Origin of the sequence: Nesterenkonia halophila, assembly GCF_009467795.1 — a bacterium.
GTDB classification, from domain to species: Bacteria; Actinomycetota; Actinomycetes; order Actinomycetales; family Micrococcaceae; genus Nesterenkonia; species Nesterenkonia halobia.
In genome coordinates this window covers 22,822-39,434 of sequence record NZ_WIAX01000004.1, presented here as the reverse complement: position 1 = coordinate 39,434, position 16,613 = coordinate 22,822, and the positions used below count along the sequence as shown (strand labels likewise).

Sequence of the window (16,613 nt, the reverse complement as noted above, 5' to 3'; positions counted from 1 at the left end):
GGGGTGCGGACGCCGGCGCGCCGGCGCCGGACGCGACGGGCGCGCGTGCGGCGTCGCGCGGCGCTCAGTGCTCGGCGAGGTCGCGGGGGCCGAAGGCCTGCGGGAGCATCTCGGCCAGCGTGGTCACACCCTCGGCGGTGAGCATGTACATCGTGTCGGCGGAGAACTCGTGCAGCAGCTGCCGGCACCGCCCGCAGGGGGTGATGTGCCCGCCGTCGCCGTTGACGCAGGTGAAGGCCACGATCTCGCCGCCGCCCTCCATGCGCAGCTGGCCGACGAGCGTGCACTCCGCGCAGAGACCGACGCCGTAGGAGGCGTTCTCCACATTGCACCCGGAGATGACCGTCCCGTCCGACAGCAGCGCCGCCGCCCCGACCGGGTAGCCCGAGTAGGGCGCGTAGGCCCGGGTCATCGCGATGCGGGCCCGGGTGTTCAGCTTCTCCCAGTCGACGGCGCCGCCGCCGGGGTACAGCCGCAGACTGCCGGTGACCTCGGTGTCGTCGGTCGGCTCCGGACGGGCGCCCCGTCCGGAGAGTGGGGTGGCGTCGTCGTTGCTCATGAGCACATCCTACGGCGCGAGGTCCCCCGCGCGCCTCCCGCGCCCGGTCGCCGCGCCCGGCGATCGGGCGGGTGCGGACGCGACGCGCCGGAGCGCGCCTCCGCCGCGCTCAGCCGCGCTCGATCAGCGCCCGCAGCGCGGTGCCGACCATCACCCGCGTGCCTACGGCGACGGCCCGCTCGTCGGGCGCGTAGTCCCCGCGGTGCAGGTCGAAGGTCTCGCCGCCCGGAGTCCGGGTGCCCAGCCGGAACATCGCCCCGGGGCGCCGCTGGGTCATCCAGGCGAAGTCCTCGCCTCCCATCGACTGCGGGGCCAGCTCGACGGCGTCCTCGCCGAGCATCCGGCGGGCGGCGTCCTCGATCATCGAGGTCTCGCGCTCGGCGTTGTCCACCGGCGGCACCCCGCGCACATGCTCCAGATCCACTTCGACGCCGAAGGGCGCGGCGCACTGCTCGATGATCTCGGCCAGCAGATCCCCGGCGCCCTTCCAGGCCTCGGCGTCCAGCACGCGCATCGTGCCCACCAGCATCCCGGTCGAGGGGATGGCGTTGTAGGTGCTGCCGGCGTGGATCTGGCCCCAGACCAGCGAGACCGCCGAGCGCACGTCGATGCGCCGGGAGAGGATGCTCGGCGCGGTGGCGGTGATGTGGGCCAGCGCCGAGACCACGTCCTGGGTCAGATGCGGCCGCGAGGTGTGGCCGCCGCGGCCGGTGACGTCGATGTGGACGATGTCGGTGGCCGAGGTGATGGCGCCGATGCGCGTGCCGATGGTGCCGACGTCGATGCGCGGGTCGCAGTGCAGGGCGAAGACCCGCGGCGCCGGATCGAGCAGACCCAGCCGGATGGTCTCCTGCGCCCCGCCGGGCATGGTCTCCTCGGCCGGCTGGAAGATGATCCGCACTGTCCCGCCCAGTCCTCCCGGCGTCGCGGCGTCGAGCTCGGCCAGGCTCAGCGCCAGCCCCAGCATCACGGTCGCGTGGATGTCGTGACCGCAGGCATGGGCGACTCCGTCCTCGACCGAGGAGTGGTCGTGGCCGGTCAGCTCGGTCACCGGCAGCGCGTCGACGTCGCCGCGGAAGGCCGCCGCGACGGGGCCGGAGCCGACGTCGACGAAGACGCCGGTGGTGTCGGGGAACAGCTGCGGGTCCAGGCCGGCCTCGCGCAGCCAGCGGGCCAGCCGCGCCGTGGTCTCGACCTCGCGCCAGGACAGCTCGGGGTGGGCGTGCAGCTCGCGGCGCATGGCGACCAGCCGGTCGGCCAGCCCGTCGACGACGAGGCCGGCGCGCGCGGCCGCGGCCGGCCGGTCGTCGGTCCCGGGGGCGGCGGAGGGATCAGAGGACATCGGAGTCCCCCTTCTCGCGCAGCGCCTCCACGGCCTGCTTCACCGACTGGGCATGGTCCGTGGTGGTCACCAGCAGCGCGTCCTCCGTGTCGACGACGACGATGTCCTCGACGCCGATCAGCGCCACCACCCGCCGGGTGTCGGAGACCACGACGCCGGAGGACTGGTCCGAGTAGACCCGGGCCTTCTCGCCCAGCACAGTCATCGCGTCCTGCTCCTTGGCGGGGTTCAGCCGAGCGATGGCGGCGAAGTCGCCGACGTCGTCCCAGGTGAAGTGCCCCGGGATGACGGCGACGTCGCCGGCGTCGGCGGCCGGCTCGGCCACCGCGTAGTCGATGGCGGTCTTCGGCAGGTCCGGCCACACCCGCTCCATGACCTCCTGCTGCCGCTCGGTGCCCCATGCCTCGGCGATCTCGACCACGCCGGCGTGCAGCTCGGGCTGGGCGGCGGCCAGATGCTGCAGGAGCAGCCCCACCGGCGCGACGAACATCCCGGCGTTCCACAGGTAGTCGCCGGTGTCCAGGTACTCCCGGGCGGTCTCCTCGCCGGGCTTCTCGACGAACTCGACGACCTGGTGGGCGCTCGGCGCACCCTCGACGCCGAGCGCCTGGCCGCGGCGTATGTAGCCGAAGCCCGTCGACGGGTGGGTCGGCGAGATGCCGATGGTCACGATCCGTCCGGTCGCGGCGGTCACCACCGCCTCGCGCGCGGCCGACTGGAAGGCCTCGACGGGAGCGATGACCTGGTCGGCGGCGAAGGACCCCATGATGATCTCCGGATCACGGCGGTGCAGGATCGCCGCGGCCAGTCCGATCGCCGCCGCCGAGTCCTTCGGCGAGGGCTCGAGCACCAGATCGGCCTCGTCGAGCTCGGGCAGCTGGGCGCAGACGGCGTCGCGATGCGGGTCGCCGGTGACGACCATCACCTTCTCCCCGGTCAGCGGCGCCAGCCGCTCGTAGGTGCTGCGGATCAGCGTGGTGCCCGATCCGGTGAGGTCGTGGAGGAACTTGGGCGCGCTGGCGCGGGAGAGCGGCCACAGCCGGGTGCCGACCCCGCCCGCCGGGATGACCGTGTAGAACCGGTCCAGCGCCGGGCCGGCCGGGTCGCCGGCGGGGCGCTGCTGAGTCTCGTCTGCGGAAGTCACTCCCCCAGGGTAGACATGTTGCCGGGCGCCCGGGAGCAGGCGGCGCACGGCGGGGCCGCGGCGATCCCCGGCACGACGGGCGGGCGAGGACGAGCAGTGCCGCACACAGGGCCTGCCCCGAATTTCTACATGACGTAGAAGTCGAGGGGGAGTCGACGAGGGCCGACACATCTGCACTCGGGGTCCCCGCGGAGGAGCTACGATGAGGGACGACGACAGCGTGTCCTCCAGCGAGCATCGCGGACCCCGGTCACAGGCCCCGGTGCCGTACCCTGGAACCCGAGATCGCACTCGCACCGGCGCCGAGGCGCCTCGCACCGCCTGCTGCGATCTGCACGCACCGACAGCACCCGCCGGGCAGGACGCCATGCGACGACGCAGGGAGGTATCACAGACGTGACGCGAACCAGAGGCACCCTCTACAGGGGCCGTGAAGGCATGTGGTCCTGGGTGGCCCATCGGATCACGGGCGTCGGGATCTTCTTCTTCCTCCTGGTGCACGTGCTCGACACGTCGCTCGTGCGCGTCTCTCCGGAGGCCTACGACGCCGTCATCGGGGCGTACAAGAACCCGGTCATGATCCTCGGCGAGATCGGCCTGGTCGGTGCGATCGTCTTCCACGCCTTCAATGGCCTGCGGATCATCCTGGTGGACTTCTGGAAGAAGGGCACCCGGTACCACAAGCAGATGCTCTGGGGCGTGCTGGCGCTCTGGCTGGTGACCATGGTCGCCTTCAGCGCCCGCCACGTCATGCTCTTCCTGGAGGGTGGTCACTGATGACGACGACGAACACGCCCGCGGCCTTCCCCGCGACGAGCCTCGAGGCCCCGCGCTCGGGCCGCATCGATCCCAAGTACCTGCGCAGCAAGACCTCCTCGGGCAGCTTCGAGATGGCCGCCTGGGTCTTCATGCGCTTCTCCGGCATCGCCCTGGTGGTGCTGATCTTCGTGCACCTGTGGGTGAACCTGATGTCCGGCGGCGGCATCGCGCAGATCGACTTCGGGTTCGTGGCCGGCAAGTGGGCCAACCCGGTCTGGCAGTTCTGGGACCTGGTGATGCTCTGGCTGGCCATGCTGCACGGCGCCAACGGCATGCGCACCATCATCAACGACTACGCGGAGAAGGACTCCACGCGACTGTGGCTGAAGACGATCCTCGTCCTCGGCGCCGCGATCATCGTCGTGCTCGGCACCCTGGTGATCTTCACCTTCGAGCCGTGCATGCTCGACGCCGCCGGCGAGCAGCTGCCCCGCGCGGTCTGCCCGTCCTGACCCGGCTCGCACCCGGAGCCGTCGTCGGCCGTCCGACGACGGCTCCGGCCGGTCGGACGGGACCGTTCCGACTCCTCATGCTTCCGACACCCTCACAGAGAGAGCACCCAAGCTGATGCAGGTTCACAAGTACGACGTCGTGATCGTCGGCGCCGGCGGCGCAGGCATGCGCGCAGCCATCGAATCCGGCCAGCGCGCCCACACCGCCGTGCTGACCAAGATCTACCCCACCCGGTCGCACACCGGCGCCGCTCAGGGCGGCATGTGCGCCGCCCTGGCGAACGTCGAGGAGGACAACTGGGAGTGGCACACCTTCGACACCGTCAAGGGCGGTGACTACCTGGTCGACCAGGACGCCGCGGAGGTGATGGCCAAGGAGGCCATCGACGCCGTCCTCGACCTGGAGAAGATGGGGCTGCCGTTCAACCGCACCCCCGAGGGCAAGATCGACCAGCGCCGCTTCGGCGGGCACACCCGCGACCACGGCAAGGCCGCCGTGCGCCGGGCCTGCTACGCCGCCGACCGCACCGGTCACATGATCCTGCAGACGCTGTACCAGAACTGCGTGAAGCACAATGTGGAGTTCCACAACGAGTTCTACGTGCTCGACCTGCTCACCGTGGACGAGGAGGTCACCGACGACGACGGGACCACCCGCACGGAGAAGCGCACCGCCGGCGTCGTCTCCTACGACCTCGCCAGCGGCGAGATCCACGTCTTCCAGGCCAAGTCGGTGGTCTTCGCCACCGGCGGCGTGGGCAAGATCTTCAAGACCACCTCCAACGCGCACACGCTGACCGGCGACGGCATGGCTCTGGCCTACCGCGCCGGCCTGCCGCTGGAGGACATGGAGTTCGTCCAGTTCCACCCCACCGGCCTGGCCGGCCTGGGCATCCTGCTCTCGGAGGCCGCCCGCGGCGAGGGCGGCATCCTCCGCAACGCCGACGGCGAGCGGTTCATGGAGCGCTACGCCCCGACCATCAAGGATCTGGCCCCGCGCGACATCGTCGCCCGCTCGATGGCCAACGAGGTCCGCGAGGGACGCGGCTGCGGGCCCAAGAAGGACTACGTGCTCCTGGACCTCACCCATCTCGAGCCGGAGCACATCGACGCCAAGCTGCCCGACATCACCGAGTTCGCCCGCACCTACCTCGGCGTCGAGCCCTACACCGAGCCGGTGCCGGTCTTCCCGACCTGCCACTACGCGATGGGCGGCGTGCCCACGACCATCGACTCCGAAGTCCTGCAGGACAACGACACCACCGTGCCGGGACTCTTCGCCGCCGGCGAGGTCGCCTGCGTCTCGGTCCACGGCTCGAACCGTCTGGGCACCAACTCGCTGCTGGACATCAACGTCTTCGGCAAGCGCGCCGGCATCGCCGCGGCCGAGTACGCCGCCGAGGCCGACTTCGTCGAGCTGCCGGAGGACCCGACCCGCGGCGTCGAGGCCATGCTCTCGACCGTCCGCGACGGCGACGGCGGCGAGCGGGTGGCCACCATCCGCGCCGAGCTGCAGGAGACCATGGACGCCAACATGCAGGTGTTCCGCTCCGAGAAGACCATCAAGGAGGCCCTCGGCATCATCGAGAACCTCCGCGAGCGGTACACGAAGGTCCAGATCCAGGACAAGGGCAAGCGCTTCAACCTGGACCTGCTGGAAGCCGTGGAGCTCGGCTTCCTCCTGGACCTGGCCGAGGTCATGACCGTCGCGGCCCTGCACCGCGAGGAGTCCCGCGGCGGACACTTCCGCGAGGACTTCCCGGACCGCGACGACGAGAACTTCATGCTGCACTCGATGCTCTACAAGGACCCCGAGGCGGTCACCGAGGGGACCCAGGGCATCCGCTTCGAGACCAAGCCGGTCGTCTTCACCCGTTACGAGCCGATGGAGCGTAAGTACTGATGAGCACCACCACCGAAGCCGCCGAGCCCGCCTCCACGGTCGACCTCCCCGAGTCCACCGGCGGCGGCATCACGACCTTCGACATCACGCTGAAGGTCCGCCGCTACATCCCGGAGTTCTCCGACGAGGCCCGCTGGGACGAGTGGACCATCACCATGCAGGGCACCGACCGCGTGCTCGACGCCCTGCACAAGGTCAAGTGGGAGCTGGACGGCTCGCTGTCCTTCCGCCGGTCCTGCGCCCACGGCGTCTGCGGCTCCGATGCCATGCGCATCAACGGCCGCAACCGGCTGGCCTGCAAGACGCTGCTGAAGGACCTGGACACCTCCCAGCCGATCACTGTGGAGCCGATCAAGGGTCTGCCGGTCGAGAAGGACCTGATCGTGGACATGGAGCCGTTCTTCCAGTCCTACCGCGAGATCATGCCCTTCATGATCGCCAACTCCCCGGCGCCGTCCGCCGAGCGCTACCAGTCCCCGGAGGACCGCGAGCGCTTCGACGACACCACCAAGTGCATCCTGTGCGCGGCCTGCACCTCCTCCTGCCCGGTCTTCTGGACCGACGGGCAGTACTTCGGTCCGGCCGCCATCGTCAACGCGCACCGGTTCATCTTCGACTCGCGCGACGACGCCGGCGACATGCGCCTGGAGGTGCTCAACGACAAGGAGGGCGTGTGGCGCTGCCGCACGACTTTCAACTGCACCGACGCCTGCCCGCGCGGCATCGAAGTCACCAAGGCCATCCAGGAGGTCAAGACGGCCATCCTGACCCGCGCGGCCTGAGCTCTCGAGGCACAGCGCGCCCGCACGACGAGGGGCGGGGTCCCGCCGGCACATACGCCGGAGGGGCCCCGCCCCTCGTGCGTGCCGGCCGGTCGGGCCGGCCCTCTGATCACAGATGTCGTCGGGCTATGGCGCCACGCCATCTCACAGCCCCGCGACGTGTCAGGCGCGCGCGGTCGGCTCCTCGCGGCGGCGGTCGCGTTCCGCGGCGGCCACGGCGCCCCAGGCGGCGGCGAGGAGATACACCAGGGAGAACAGGAAGAAGTAGAAGAACAGCCCCAGCACCGTCGTGAAGGGCACCAGGATCGGGTTGGCCGTCGTGCTGGCCAGCAGCTCCGCGGAGAGCACGCGCAGCAGCGAGGCGCCGACGCCGGCGATGAGCGCCGCCTGCCACAGCGCCCAGACCGGGATCACGATCCGTGAGGCCACACGCATCAGCAGCACGGCGACCAGCACGTCCAGCACGAAGGCCGCGGCCAGGGTCAGCCACCGGGCCAGCAGCTGCTGGGCGCCGTCGTCGCCCCACCCCACCAGATCCATCACCGCCTCCAGCAGTCCCGAGGCGATGATGCCCATGGCCCCGGCGGCGAGCAGCATGGTGCCCAGGACGAGCATGATCCCCAGGTCGCGGATCTTGACGAACAGCACGTTCTCGGCCATCAGCGGCCGGTCGAAGATGCTGCGGATCCCGGACCGCAGCCCGTGCACCCAGCTCAGCGAAGTCACGATCATCGCGATCAGCGAGATGATCAGCGTGGAGCTCAGCCCACGGGTGGAGAAGAGCTGCTCGGGGGTCGCCAGCCCGCCGGAGCCGACGTCGACGACGCCCGGCAGGACCGTGTTGACCGAAGTGGTGATGAGCTCCTGGATCTCGGCATCGCCGCCGACGACGAGTCCGGTCACCGCGAAGCCGGCCACCACCGCCGCCGCGACCGAGAAGAACATCATGTAGGCGGCGCCGGCCGCCATCACCGTGCCGTAGCGGAAGAGGAAGAGGTTGACCACCCGCATGCCGCGGGTCAGGTCGACGCGGGCGTAGGCCCAGGCGATCCAGGCGCCCAGCCGCGCGCCGGGGCCGGCCTCCTCGTCACGCGCCCGACGGCGGGCCTCGCGGGTCCGGTGCTCCCGCTCACGCAGCGCGGCCAGATCCAGCGGGTGGATCATCGGCTCGATCTCCGGGCTGCGGTCGAGCCGGTGCAGCGCGGCCCGGATCCGCCCGGCGGCCCCGCTGGGGCGCTCGGCGGGCTCCTCGGGCCGGCGGGCGCGGGTCATCGCGGCGAGTCCCCCACGCGCCGGCCCGTCACGGTCGGCCCTTCAGGAGGAGGCCGGCAGGAAGCCGACCTTACGGTAGACCTCGGCGAGCACCGGCGCCGCCGTCGCCCGCGCCTTGGCCGCTCCGGTCGCCAGCAGGGCGTCGAGCTGGGCCGGGTCGTCGAGCAGCTCGAGCGCCCGGTCGCGCACCGGGCCGACGGCGGCGACGACGGCCTCGGCCAGATCGACCTTCAGATGCCCGTACATCGACCCGGCGTACTCGGCCTCCAGGGTCTCGACGCTGCGGCCGGTCACCGCCGAGAAGATGCTCAGCAGGTTCGACACCCCCGGCTTGGCCTCCGGGTCGAAGCGGATCTCGGCACCGTCGTCGGTGACGGCGGACTTGATCTTCTTCGCGATCTTCTTGTCGGTGTCCATGATGTTCAGCAGCCCGTTGGGCGATTCGGCCGACTTCGACATCTTCGCCGTGGGCTGCTGCAGGTCGTAGACCCGCGCCCCGACCTCGGGGATGAAGGGCTCTGGCACCCGGAAGGTCTCGCCGAAGCGGTGGTTGAACCGCTGGGCCAGGTTCCGCGCCAGCTCCACGTGCTGCTTCTGGTCCTCGCCGACCGGCACGCCGTCTGGCTGGTAGAGCAGGATGTCGGCTGCCATCAGCATCGGGTAGGTCAGCAGTCCGACGCCGGCGTGGTCGGCGCCCTGCTTGGCCGACTTGTCCTTGAACTGCGTCATCCGCGAGGCCTCGCCCATGCCGGTGATACAGGTCAGCACCCAGGCCAGCTGGGCGTGCTCGGGCACGTGGGACTGGACGAACAGCGTGGAGCGCTCGACGTCGATGCCGCCGGCGATGTACTGGGCGGCGGTGTTGCGCGTGCGGGTGCGCAGCTCCTCCGGCTCGTGCGGGACGGTGATCCCGTGCAGGTCCGGGATGAAGAAGAACGCGTCGTACTGGTCCTGGGCCTTCACCCAGTGCAGCAGCGCGCCGACGTAATTGCCCAGATGCAGCGAGTCCGCCGACGGCTGCATGCCGGAGAGCACCCGGTGCTCCTCGCCGACGCCGACCAGCTCGGTGCTCGGGCCTGTCGTCCCCTCAGTCATGGTCTCCTCGTGGAAGGATCGCGTCCGGCCCGCGGCCGGATCAGTCTCAGTGCGGTCAGAGTATCAAGGGCACGATCGCCGTCGGCCCGGGCGTTCACTCGTCCAGGCCGAGGGCGAAGCCGGCCTCGAGGTCCTGGTTCGAGTAGGTGCGGAAGGCCAGCATCGTCTCGGTGTCGCGGATCGCCTCGACTCTGGAGATGCGGTCCGGGATCAGCGTGGCCAGCTGCTCGAAGTCGGGCATCTCCGCCATGGCCACCAGGTCCCAGTCGCCGGTGACCGAGTACACCGAGCGCACGCCGTCGATGTCGGCGATCTCCTGGGCGGCCTCGGGGATGCGGTGCGGATCGGTCCGGATCATCACGAAGGCGGTCACCATGTCAGGCTCCTCACTGGGCGGGACAGAACGGAAGTCAGCCTACGGCAGACGGTAGTCGACGACGAGCGGGGCGTGGTCGGACCAGCGCAGCGAGTAGTCCAGCGCCCGGTCCACCACGGACTTCTCGGCCCGCTCGGCCAGCCGCGGCGTGGCCATCTGGTAGTCGATGCGCCATCCGGTGTCGTTGTCGAAGGCCTTCCCGCGGTACGACCACCAGGTGTAGGGCCCCTCGACCTCGCCGGCCAGCCGCCGGGCGACGTCGACGTAGCCGACCTCGTCGCCGAAGTAGGCGTCGAAGAAGGCCCGCTCCTCGGGCAGGAAGCCGGAGTTCTTCCGGTTGCCCTTCCAGTTCTTGATGTCCAGCTCGGTGTGGCCGACGTTCATGTCGCCCACCACCAGCACGTGCTCGGCGCCCTCGGCCAGGGCCGGCAGCGTGTCGCGCATGTGCTGCAGGAAGCGCATCTTGTGCTCCTGCTTCTCGGTGCCGACTTCGCCGGAGTGGACGTAGACGCTGGCCACTGTCAGCGTCGACCCGTCGCCGAGGGTGAAGTCGGCCTCGACCCAGCGGCCCTGGTCCTGCGGGTGGCCGTCGCCGATGCCGCTGCGCACCGCCGCGGGCTCGCTGCGCGAGAGGATCGCCACCCCGGCGCGCCCCTTGTCGGCGGCCTCCTCCTCATGGATGTGCCATTGCTGGCCGGTGGACTCGCTCATCTCGGCCACCAGCTTCGTGAGGATCTGCTCGTTCGCGCGGACCTCCTGCAGGGCCAGCACGTCGATCTCCCGGTCGGCGAGCCACTCCCCCATGCCCTTGCGGGCCGCGGCGCGGATGCCGTTGACGTTCACCGAGGCGATGCGGGTGACGCCGTCGTCCTTGAGGTCCACGATGCGGTGGGGGTGCTCGCCGAAGTCGCTGGTCTGGTCGGTCACGTCGATCCTCTCGTCGCAGGTGCGGGCTGGGCCGTCAGGGTGTGCAGAGCGTACCGGGCGGTCCGGGCGTGCCGTCATTCGACGACGTCGCCGGAGATGGTCTCGGGGCCGTCGCCGCGGCGCCGGCCCCGCCGCTCGTTCCCGGACGCTCCGCGGTCCTCCTCCGCGGACGCGCCGGAGTCGGCGGAGGAGGCTCCGGACGGGCCGGAGCCGCCGAGCACGTCGGCGAGCATGTCCCGGCCGTTGTGCGCCGTGGTCTCGATGGTGTCCAGGGCCCGCTCGGCCATCTCCAGGTCGGCCTCGGATCCCTTGGCGAGCTCCTGGGCGACCACTCGGCGCTGGACCTGGACGATCTTCAAGGAGTGGTCCAGCTTCATGTTCCGCTGGTGGGCGTCCTCATCGATGATCGCAGTGCCGCCGCCCTCGGTCGTGCGGCGGGCCGCGGCGTCGGCCCGGGCGGAGTCGAGGGTCTGCCCGACCTTCTGGGCGCCGCGCCGGACGGAGAACACCAGGATGCCGGCCAGCACCAGCCAGGCGCCGGAGATCACCACGATGATCCAGCCGATGACGTCGTTCTGGTTGGCCGCGAAGACCAGCGCGACCAGCAGCACGGTGACCATCACCGCGAAGGTCAACCCGGAGGAGCGCCGTCCGAAGCTGCGGGCCGCGTCCTGCGGCCGCGAGGTGCTCTGCTCGCCGGAACCGGTGGAGCCGTGCTGGTCGCCGCCGTCGGCGGCACGATCGATCGAACCCATGGTCCCGATTATCCCCGCCCGTCGGCATCGATGGCGAATCGACCGACCGGGCGGGAGTCGGCTCCGCCGCGGCTCACAGCCCCTGAGGCGAGGCCGACGGCGGGCCGCCCGGAATGGCGTCCGCGGACGCGAGGTTGTCCTGGACATGACGTCATCCTCTCCAGCCCGAGGGACGTCGGCCGCCGGGCCCGGGTCTCCGACCGGCGCCTCCGGCGCCTCCGGCACGGCCGACGCCCACCCGCTGCGCACGATGCTCACCCTGCTGGCGCCGCTCTTCGCCTCACTGATGAGCATCAGCATCGTCAACGTCGCGCTGCCGGCGATCGAGCAGTCGCTGCAGACGACCTCGTCGGCGCTGCAGTGGGTGCTCTCCGGCTACGCGCTGGCCTTCGGCGTCATCCTGGTGCCGGCCGGCCGCGCCGGCGACCTGTGGGGCCGAAGGCTGTTCTTCCTGCTCGGCACCGGCGTGTTCGGCGCCTCCTCGGTCCTCGCCGCGGCCGCGCCCGACGCGCTGGTGCTCAACGCCGCGCGGCTGCTGATGGGCCTGGGCGCCGGCCTGCTCGTCCCGCAGATCATCGGGATGATCCAGCGACTGTTCACCGGCGCCGCCCGCGGACGGGCCTATGGACTGATGGGCACGGTGATCGGTCTCGGCGTCGCCGCCGGACCGACGATCGGCGGGCTGATCATCGACGCGGCCTCCACCGAGGTCGGCTGGCGCGTGACGTTCCTGATCAATGCGCCGCTGACCGGCGTCGCCCTGGTGCTGGCGCTGCTCTGGCTGCCGCGGGGCGCCGCGGCCCCGTCCAGCTCCGCGACGCCGGAGGCGGCCGCCCAGACGACGGCCGAGACGACCGCGCCGGCCGCGCCGGCCGCGCGGACGGTGCGGGCTGCGCGGACTGCCGGACCGGGGCGACGGTCCGGGCTGCGCGCCCTCGACCCGATCGGAGTGCTGCTGCTGGCGGCCGCCGTCGTGCTGGTCATGCTGCCGTTCATCCAGTTCCGCAGCCCCGCCGGGATGCTGCTGGGGCTGGCCGGCCTGGTGCTGCTGGGGCTGTGGATCGGCTGGGAGCACCGGCTGGGCCGCCGGGACCCGGAGGCCCCGATGGTCGACCTGGCGCTCTTCGCCGTGCCCGGCTACACGGTGAACACCACAGTGCTGGCGCTGTACTTCGCCGGCATGCCGGCGACCTGGGCGGTGGTCGCCGTCCATGTGCAGGAGAGCCTGGGGCATTCGGCGCTGACCGCCGGGCTGGTGACGCTGCCCGGAGCGGTGATGGTCATGCTGCTCTCCTCGGCCGTGGGGCGCCGGGTGGATCGGGCCGGCCCGCGGCTGATGGTCGTCGGCACGGCGCTCGCGGCGATCTCGATGCTGGCCCTGGCCGGCGCGGCCTGGCTGCTGGGCCGCGGCGACGGCGGGCTCTGGATGATCGCGCTGCCGCTGGCCGTCAACGGCGTCGGCCAGGCGATGATCATCCCCAGCGCCCAGACGCTGTCCATGCGTCAGGTGCCGGTGCGGATCGCCGGCGCCGCCGGAGGCGTCGCCCAGACGGCCCAGCGGCTGTTCACCGCGCTGGGCATCGCCGTGGTCACTGCGGTGTACTTCGGCGTCGGCGCCGCGCAGGACGCCGACGCCGGCGCGGTGGCCGCGGCCTCGACGATCGCGCTGTTCAGCCTGGCCGCCCTGGCCGCCGCCGTGGTGGCCGCCCGCCGGCACCAGGCCGCCGGCGGGCTCAGCGCAGCCGCGTGACGTTCCGGACGTCCTTCTCCAGCACGTACTTGGGCCGATCGGCGAAGATCCGGGCGCGCTCCTCGGACTCCTCCCAGGCGCGCTCGGCGGCGTCGAACTCCTCCGACGTGCCGAAGCGGCTGACGAACCAGGTCAGCACATCCCGCTCCGCCGACAGCCAGACGGACTCCACGGTGAAGCCCTGCTCCTCGCGGGCGGGGAACACCTCGGTGCGCAGGAAGTCGACGAACTCGTCGACGAGCGCCGGATCCAGCACGTAGCGGCGCATGACAGTGGTGCGGCGGGTCTCATCGAGGCCCGCAGTGGTCTGCGGCAGGTCGCTCATGTCTCTCCTCGCCGGCGTCGGGGTGACGCCGCATGCGGCGCCGGATGCGACGCCAAGGGTGATGGTTCGGCGGGACGGTCCTCGGGCGCTGCGGGACCTTCGCGCCTCGCGGCGCCGCGCCCGCGGCCCACGGCCATTGTACGGAGCCGCGAGCCCCACGTCAGCGGCTCGCCGCCGAGCTACGCCGGAGTCTCTCCCGACCCCGCCCGCCGAGTGCGGGGAGGCTCGGTGCGTCGGGATCCGAGCGCCTCGAAGGCGGCGGCGACGCGCAGCAGGGCGACGTCGTCGTGGGCCCGGCCGGCGAAGGTCAGCCCCACCGGCATCCCGGTGTCGGCCATCGTGCCCATCGGCACCGTCACCGTGGGGATGCCCAGATGACGCCATACGAGGTTCCCGTTGGCCACCCAGACGCCGTTGCGCCAGGCGAGCTCGGCGGAGGCGGGGTTCCGGTCCGCGTCCGCCGGGCCGACGTCGGCCATCGCCGGGAAGGCCAGCACGTCCAGACCCTGGTCCTCCATCCACTGCTCGAGGTCGGCCTCCCGCGTCCGGACCAGCCCGCGCAGCCCCTCGGCGAGGTGCGGGATGTCCTCCATCCGCAGGCCCGGGTGCTCGCGCAGGACCTGGGGATAGGCCGCGATGTCGTCGTCGAATCCGTCGTAGCGGTCCGGCAGCGCGCCCTCGGGATGCGGAGAGATCCGCGCACCGTCGACGTCGGCCAGCCGGTGCAGCCGCGGGTCGCCGTTGGCGGCGAGGAAGTCGTCCCAGGCCCAGGCGGAGAGTTCGCGGATCTCGCGGGCGAGGTACGCGCGGGAGACCAGCCCGCGGGAGGCGATCGTCGGCGCCCCCGGCCGGTCGCCCTCGTAGTTGGTCACCACCGGCAGGTCGGTCAGCCGCACGTCGGCGCCATGCCCTTCGAGGTCCCGGCGGGCGGCCTCCCAGAGCTCGAGGACGCTGGCGCGGGTGGTCACCGGCCGGCCGGTGGAGCCGCCGATGCCGGTGACCCCGTGCGCATCGGGCGCGGAAGTGCCGGCCTCAGGGTCGGCGTTCAGGTACATCCCCGGCGCCCCGATGCGCAGCCCGTCCAGGACGGCGACAGCCTCCTCGGCGGAGTTCGGGCGCAGCGCGGTGAACGTCGACGGACGCACGGTGCTGGCCCGGGGCAGGTCGATCCACGGCTGGACGCGCCAGAAGTCGCCGCGGGTCTCGGCGTCGTCGACGACGATGACGTCGAGCAGCTCGAGCATGTCGGTCATCGTGCGGGTGTGCGGGACCACCACGTCCATCGTCGGCACCAGCGGCCAGTTGCCGCGGACGGAGATCATGCCCCAGGACGGGGTGTAGGCGCAGAGCCCGTTGTGCGAGGCCGGGGCCCGCCCGGAGGACCAGGTCTCCTCGGCCAGGCCGAAGACTGCGAAGCTCGCCGCCGTCGCGGTGCCGGATCCGTTCGAGGAGCCGGAGGCGAAGGCCGAGGTGAGCCAGTCCTGCGAGTAGGGGCTCTCGGCCCGGCCGTGCAGCCCGCGCTGCATGCCGCCGTTGGCCATCGGCGGCATGGTGGTCAGCCCGATCAGCACCGCCCCGGAGGCGCGCAGCCGTTCCACGGTGAAGGAGTCCCGCTGCGCGATGAGCTCGGCGAATGCCGGCGACCCCGCCGAGACCGGCAGCCCGGCGGCCTGGTAGCTGTCCTTCGCCGTGTACGGGATGCCCTCGAGCGGACCGCGCGCCTCGCCGGCGGCGCGTCGAGCGTCCGAGGCGCGGGCCTCGGCCAGCACCGCCGGATTGAGCACCGGGACGGCGTTGAGTCTCGGGCCCGACCGGTCATAGGACTCGATGCGCGCCAGGTGGGCGCGCACCAGCTCCTCGCTGGTGGTCTCGCCGTGCTCCAGCGCCGCGCGCAGCTGCGGGATCGTCGCCTCGACGACGTCGAATCCTGCACTCATCCCCGCACCTCGCTGTCCGCGCCGTCCGCGCCGTCCGCGCGTTCTGCGCCGCGCGCCCGCGGCTGCTGCTGGGTGATGCAGTGGATCCCGCCGCCGAAGCGCAGGATGTCGCGGGCGTCGACCAGCTCCACCCGACGGTCCGGATAGGCCTCGGCGAGGATCGCCGCGGCCTGCTCGTCGTGCGGGTCGTCGTAGCTGCAGAGCACCACCACCCCGTCGGCGACGTAGTGGTTGATGTAGGTCCAGTCGACGAACTCCCCCTCGTCGCGGAGGGTGCGCGGGGCCGGCACGTCGATGATCCGCAACGGCCTGCCGTCGGCGTCGACCGCGCCCTCCAGCACCTCGCGCATCTGCCGGGTGACCTCGTGGTCGGGGTGGGCCGGGTCGTCCTGGCGGTGCAGCAGCACCGCGCCGGACGGCGTGAAGCAGGCGAACATGTCGACGTGCCCGCGGGTGCCGAACTCCTCGTAGTCGCGAGTCAGCCCGCGCGGGAACCAGACGGCGTGGCGGGTGCCCAGTCGTGCGTGGATCTCCTGCTCGATCTGTTCGGCGGTCAGATCGGGATTGCGGTCCGGGTCGCACTGCACGGTGCGAGTGAGCAGCACGGTGCCGCGGCCGTCCACGTGGAAGGCTCCGCCCTCATTGACCAGCCGACTGCCGATCCGTTCGACGCCGGCGGGCCCGGCCATCGCGGCGCCGACCTGCGCATCCCGCTCGTGCGGGGCCCAGGGCTGGTCGCCCCAGCCGTTGAAGAGCCAGTCCACGCCGAGCACGTCACCGGCGGCGGTGTGCACGAAGGTCAGTCCGATGTCGCGCATCCACGCGTCGTCGAGACAGACGGGCAGGATCTCGGCGACCTCGCCCAGCGACTGCCGGGCGACGTCGGCGTCGGCGGGGTCGGCCACCACAGTCACCGGTTCGGCGGCGGCGATGGTGCGCGCCACGCGGGTCCAGGCCCGCCGTGCCCGGGCCAGGGACTCCGAGCTCTGCGGGCCGAAGGTCTCGTTGGCCGGTGGGAACGCCATCCAGGTGCGGTCGTGCGGTGCCCACTCCGGGGGCATGACCGTGACGGCGGCCGTCGAGGACGGGGCGGGCGAGGACGGGGCGGTGGAGGTCATGGGGCTCTCCTGCAGTCGGCACGGGACGGTGCGTGCCGCGATGAGGTCGGGGACGAG

16 protein-coding genes are annotated in these 16,613 nt (G+C 71.8%); 5 read left to right on the top strand and 11 right to left on the bottom strand.

Annotated elements, in window-relative coordinates:
- Nucleotides 1-64: 64 nt before the first annotated feature.
- The 3 genes from GCL72_RS02145 to GCL72_RS02135 all read right to left on the bottom strand — a co-directional run bounded on the left by GCL72_RS02145 (nucleotide 65) and on the right by GCL72_RS02135 (nucleotide 3,045).
- Complete coding sequence (locus tag GCL72_RS02145; RefSeq protein ID WP_153143071.1) at nucleotides 65-559, bottom strand: cytidine deaminase; 495 nt, start codon at nucleotides 557-559, stop codon at nucleotides 65-67.
- A gap of 109 nt (nucleotides 560-668) precedes the next feature.
- Nucleotides 669-1,901: an amidohydrolase gene (locus GCL72_RS02140; RefSeq protein ID WP_153143070.1), complete on the bottom strand. Its 1,233-nt coding sequence runs from the start codon at nucleotides 1,899-1,901 to the stop codon at nucleotides 669-671.
- Nucleotides 1,891-3,045 (bottom strand): mannose-1-phosphate guanylyltransferase, encoded by a 1,155-nt coding sequence (locus tag GCL72_RS02135; protein ID WP_153143069.1) that lies wholly within the window; start codon nucleotides 3,043-3,045, stop codon nucleotides 1,891-1,893. Before GCL72_RS02135 ends, GCL72_RS02140 begins: the two co-directional genes overlap by 11 nt.
- 396 nt (nucleotides 3,046-3,441) lie before the next feature.
- Here GCL72_RS02135 and sdhC point away from each other — a divergent pair, with 396 nt between their 5' ends.
- From sdhC to GCL72_RS02115, 4 genes are all read left to right on the top strand, one after another.
- Nucleotides 3,442-3,822, top strand: coding sequence for a succinate dehydrogenase, cytochrome b556 subunit (gene sdhC / locus GCL72_RS02130; RefSeq protein WP_083830307.1), 381 nt, complete (start codon nucleotides 3,442-3,444; stop codon nucleotides 3,820-3,822).
- Entirely contained in the window at nucleotides 3,822-4,316 is a 495-nt protein-coding gene (locus tag GCL72_RS02125) for a succinate dehydrogenase hydrophobic membrane anchor subunit (RefSeq protein ID WP_153143068.1), read from the top strand. Before sdhC ends, GCL72_RS02125 begins: the two co-directional genes overlap by 1 nt.
- Before the next feature lie 115 nt (nucleotides 4,317-4,431).
- Nucleotides 4,432-6,219 (top strand): succinate dehydrogenase flavoprotein subunit, encoded by a 1,788-nt coding sequence (sdhA, locus tag GCL72_RS02120; protein WP_153143067.1) that lies wholly within the window; start codon nucleotides 4,432-4,434, stop codon nucleotides 6,217-6,219.
- Complete coding sequence (locus GCL72_RS02115; protein WP_153143066.1) at nucleotides 6,219-7,001, top strand: succinate dehydrogenase iron-sulfur subunit; 783 nt, start codon at nucleotides 6,219-6,221, stop codon at nucleotides 6,999-7,001. The genes sdhA and GCL72_RS02115 overlap by 1 nt, the downstream gene beginning before the upstream one ends.
- 162 nt (nucleotides 7,002-7,163) lie before the next feature.
- Here GCL72_RS02115 and GCL72_RS02110 read toward each other — a convergent pair whose 3' ends face one another.
- The 5 genes from GCL72_RS02110 to GCL72_RS02090 all read right to left on the bottom strand — a co-directional run bounded on the left by GCL72_RS02110 (nucleotide 7,164) and on the right by GCL72_RS02090 (nucleotide 11,426).
- Complete coding sequence (locus tag GCL72_RS02110) at nucleotides 7,164-8,273, bottom strand: YhjD/YihY/BrkB family envelope integrity protein (RefSeq protein WP_153143065.1); 1,110 nt, start codon at nucleotides 8,271-8,273, stop codon at nucleotides 7,164-7,166.
- A 42-nt stretch (nucleotides 8,274-8,315) separates the two neighbouring features.
- Nucleotides 8,316-9,368: a tryptophan--tRNA ligase gene (gene trpS / locus GCL72_RS02105; protein ID WP_153143064.1), complete on the bottom strand. Its 1,053-nt coding sequence runs from the start codon at nucleotides 9,366-9,368 to the stop codon at nucleotides 8,316-8,318.
- Nucleotides 9,369-9,462: 94 nt separating this feature from the next.
- Nucleotides 9,463-9,744 carry an Lrp/AsnC family transcriptional regulator gene (locus GCL72_RS02100; protein WP_153143063.1) on the bottom strand — a complete coding sequence of 94 codons (282 nt, stop codon included), beginning with the start codon at nucleotides 9,742-9,744 and terminating at the stop codon, nucleotides 9,463-9,465.
- Between the two features lie 39 nt (nucleotides 9,745-9,783).
- Nucleotides 9,784-10,671, bottom strand: a complete 888-nt coding sequence (locus tag GCL72_RS02095; RefSeq protein ID WP_425486756.1) for an exodeoxyribonuclease III — start codon at nucleotides 10,669-10,671, stop codon at nucleotides 9,784-9,786.
- A gap of 74 nt (nucleotides 10,672-10,745) precedes the next feature.
- Nucleotides 10,746-11,426: a hypothetical protein gene (locus tag GCL72_RS02090; protein WP_246160967.1), complete on the bottom strand. Its 681-nt coding sequence runs from the start codon at nucleotides 11,424-11,426 to the stop codon at nucleotides 10,746-10,748.
- A 145-nt stretch (nucleotides 11,427-11,571) separates the two neighbouring features.
- Here GCL72_RS02090 and GCL72_RS02085 point away from each other — a divergent pair, with 145 nt between their 5' ends.
- The gene (locus GCL72_RS02085; RefSeq protein ID WP_170289528.1) at nucleotides 11,572-13,176 is read left to right on the top strand and encodes an MFS transporter; all 1,605 of its coding nucleotides are present in this window, start codon (nucleotides 11,572-11,574) and stop codon (nucleotides 13,174-13,176) included.
- On the opposite strand, the gene GCL72_RS02080 is transcribed toward GCL72_RS02085, so the two are convergent.
- The 3 genes from GCL72_RS02080 to GCL72_RS02070 all read right to left on the bottom strand — a co-directional run bounded on the left by GCL72_RS02080 (nucleotide 13,160) and on the right by GCL72_RS02070 (nucleotide 16,556).
- Entirely contained in the window at nucleotides 13,160-13,501 is a 342-nt protein-coding gene (locus tag GCL72_RS02080) for a hypothetical protein (RefSeq protein WP_153143060.1), read from the bottom strand. The genes GCL72_RS02085 and GCL72_RS02080 overlap by 17 nt on opposite strands.
- A gap of 179 nt (nucleotides 13,502-13,680) precedes the next feature.
- The gene (locus GCL72_RS02075; RefSeq protein WP_153143059.1) at nucleotides 13,681-15,438 is read right to left on the bottom strand and encodes an amidase; all 1,758 of its coding nucleotides are present in this window, start codon (nucleotides 15,436-15,438) and stop codon (nucleotides 13,681-13,683) included.
- Nucleotides 15,435-16,556: an agmatine deiminase family protein gene (locus tag GCL72_RS02070; protein WP_153143058.1), complete on the bottom strand. Its 1,122-nt coding sequence runs from the start codon at nucleotides 16,554-16,556 to the stop codon at nucleotides 15,435-15,437. Before GCL72_RS02070 ends, GCL72_RS02075 begins: the two co-directional genes overlap by 4 nt.
- Nucleotides 16,557-16,613 lie beyond the last annotated feature (57 nt).

Excerpts from the sequence above, each read along its gene's own strand:
- GCL72_RS02085 (WP_170289528.1), top strand. The coding sequence starts at position 11,572 with ATGACGTCATCCTCTCCAGCCCGAGGGACGTCGGCCGCCGGGCCCGGG.
- GCL72_RS02140 (WP_153143070.1), bottom strand. The coding sequence starts at position 1,901 with ATGTCCTCTGATCCCTCCGCCGCCCCCGGGACCGACGACCGGCCGGCC.
- GCL72_RS02110 (WP_153143065.1), bottom strand. The coding sequence starts at position 8,273 with ATGACCCGCGCCCGCCGGCCCGAGGAGCCCGCCGAGCGCCCCAGCGGG.
- GCL72_RS02115 (WP_153143066.1), top strand. The coding sequence starts at position 6,219 with ATGAGCACCACCACCGAAGCCGCCGAGCCCGCCTCCACGGTCGACCTC.
- trpS (WP_153143064.1), bottom strand. The coding sequence starts at position 9,368 with ATGACTGAGGGGACGACAGGCCCGAGCACCGAGCTGGTCGGCGTCGGC.
- GCL72_RS02100 (WP_153143063.1), bottom strand. The coding sequence starts at position 9,744 with ATGGTGACCGCCTTCGTGATGATCCGGACCGATCCGCACCGCATCCCC.
- GCL72_RS02075 (WP_153143059.1), bottom strand. The coding sequence starts at position 15,438 with ATGAGTGCAGGATTCGACGTCGTCGAGGCGACGATCCCGCAGCTGCGC.
- GCL72_RS02080 (WP_153143060.1), bottom strand. The coding sequence starts at position 13,501 with ATGAGCGACCTGCCGCAGACCACTGCGGGCCTCGATGAGACCCGCCGC.
- GCL72_RS02125 (WP_153143068.1), top strand. The coding sequence starts at position 3,822 with ATGACGACGACGAACACGCCCGCGGCCTTCCCCGCGACGAGCCTCGAG.
- GCL72_RS02090 (WP_246160967.1), bottom strand. The coding sequence starts at position 11,426 with ATGGGTTCGATCGATCGTGCCGCCGACGGCGGCGACCAGCACGGCTCC.
- sdhA (WP_153143067.1), top strand. The coding sequence starts at position 4,432 with ATGCAGGTTCACAAGTACGACGTCGTGATCGTCGGCGCCGGCGGCGCA.
- GCL72_RS02070 (WP_153143058.1), bottom strand. The coding sequence starts at position 16,556 with ATGACCTCCACCGCCCCGTCCTCGCCCGCCCCGTCCTCGACGGCCGCC.
- GCL72_RS02145 (WP_153143071.1), bottom strand. The coding sequence starts at position 559 with ATGAGCAACGACGACGCCACCCCACTCTCCGGACGGGGCGCCCGTCCG.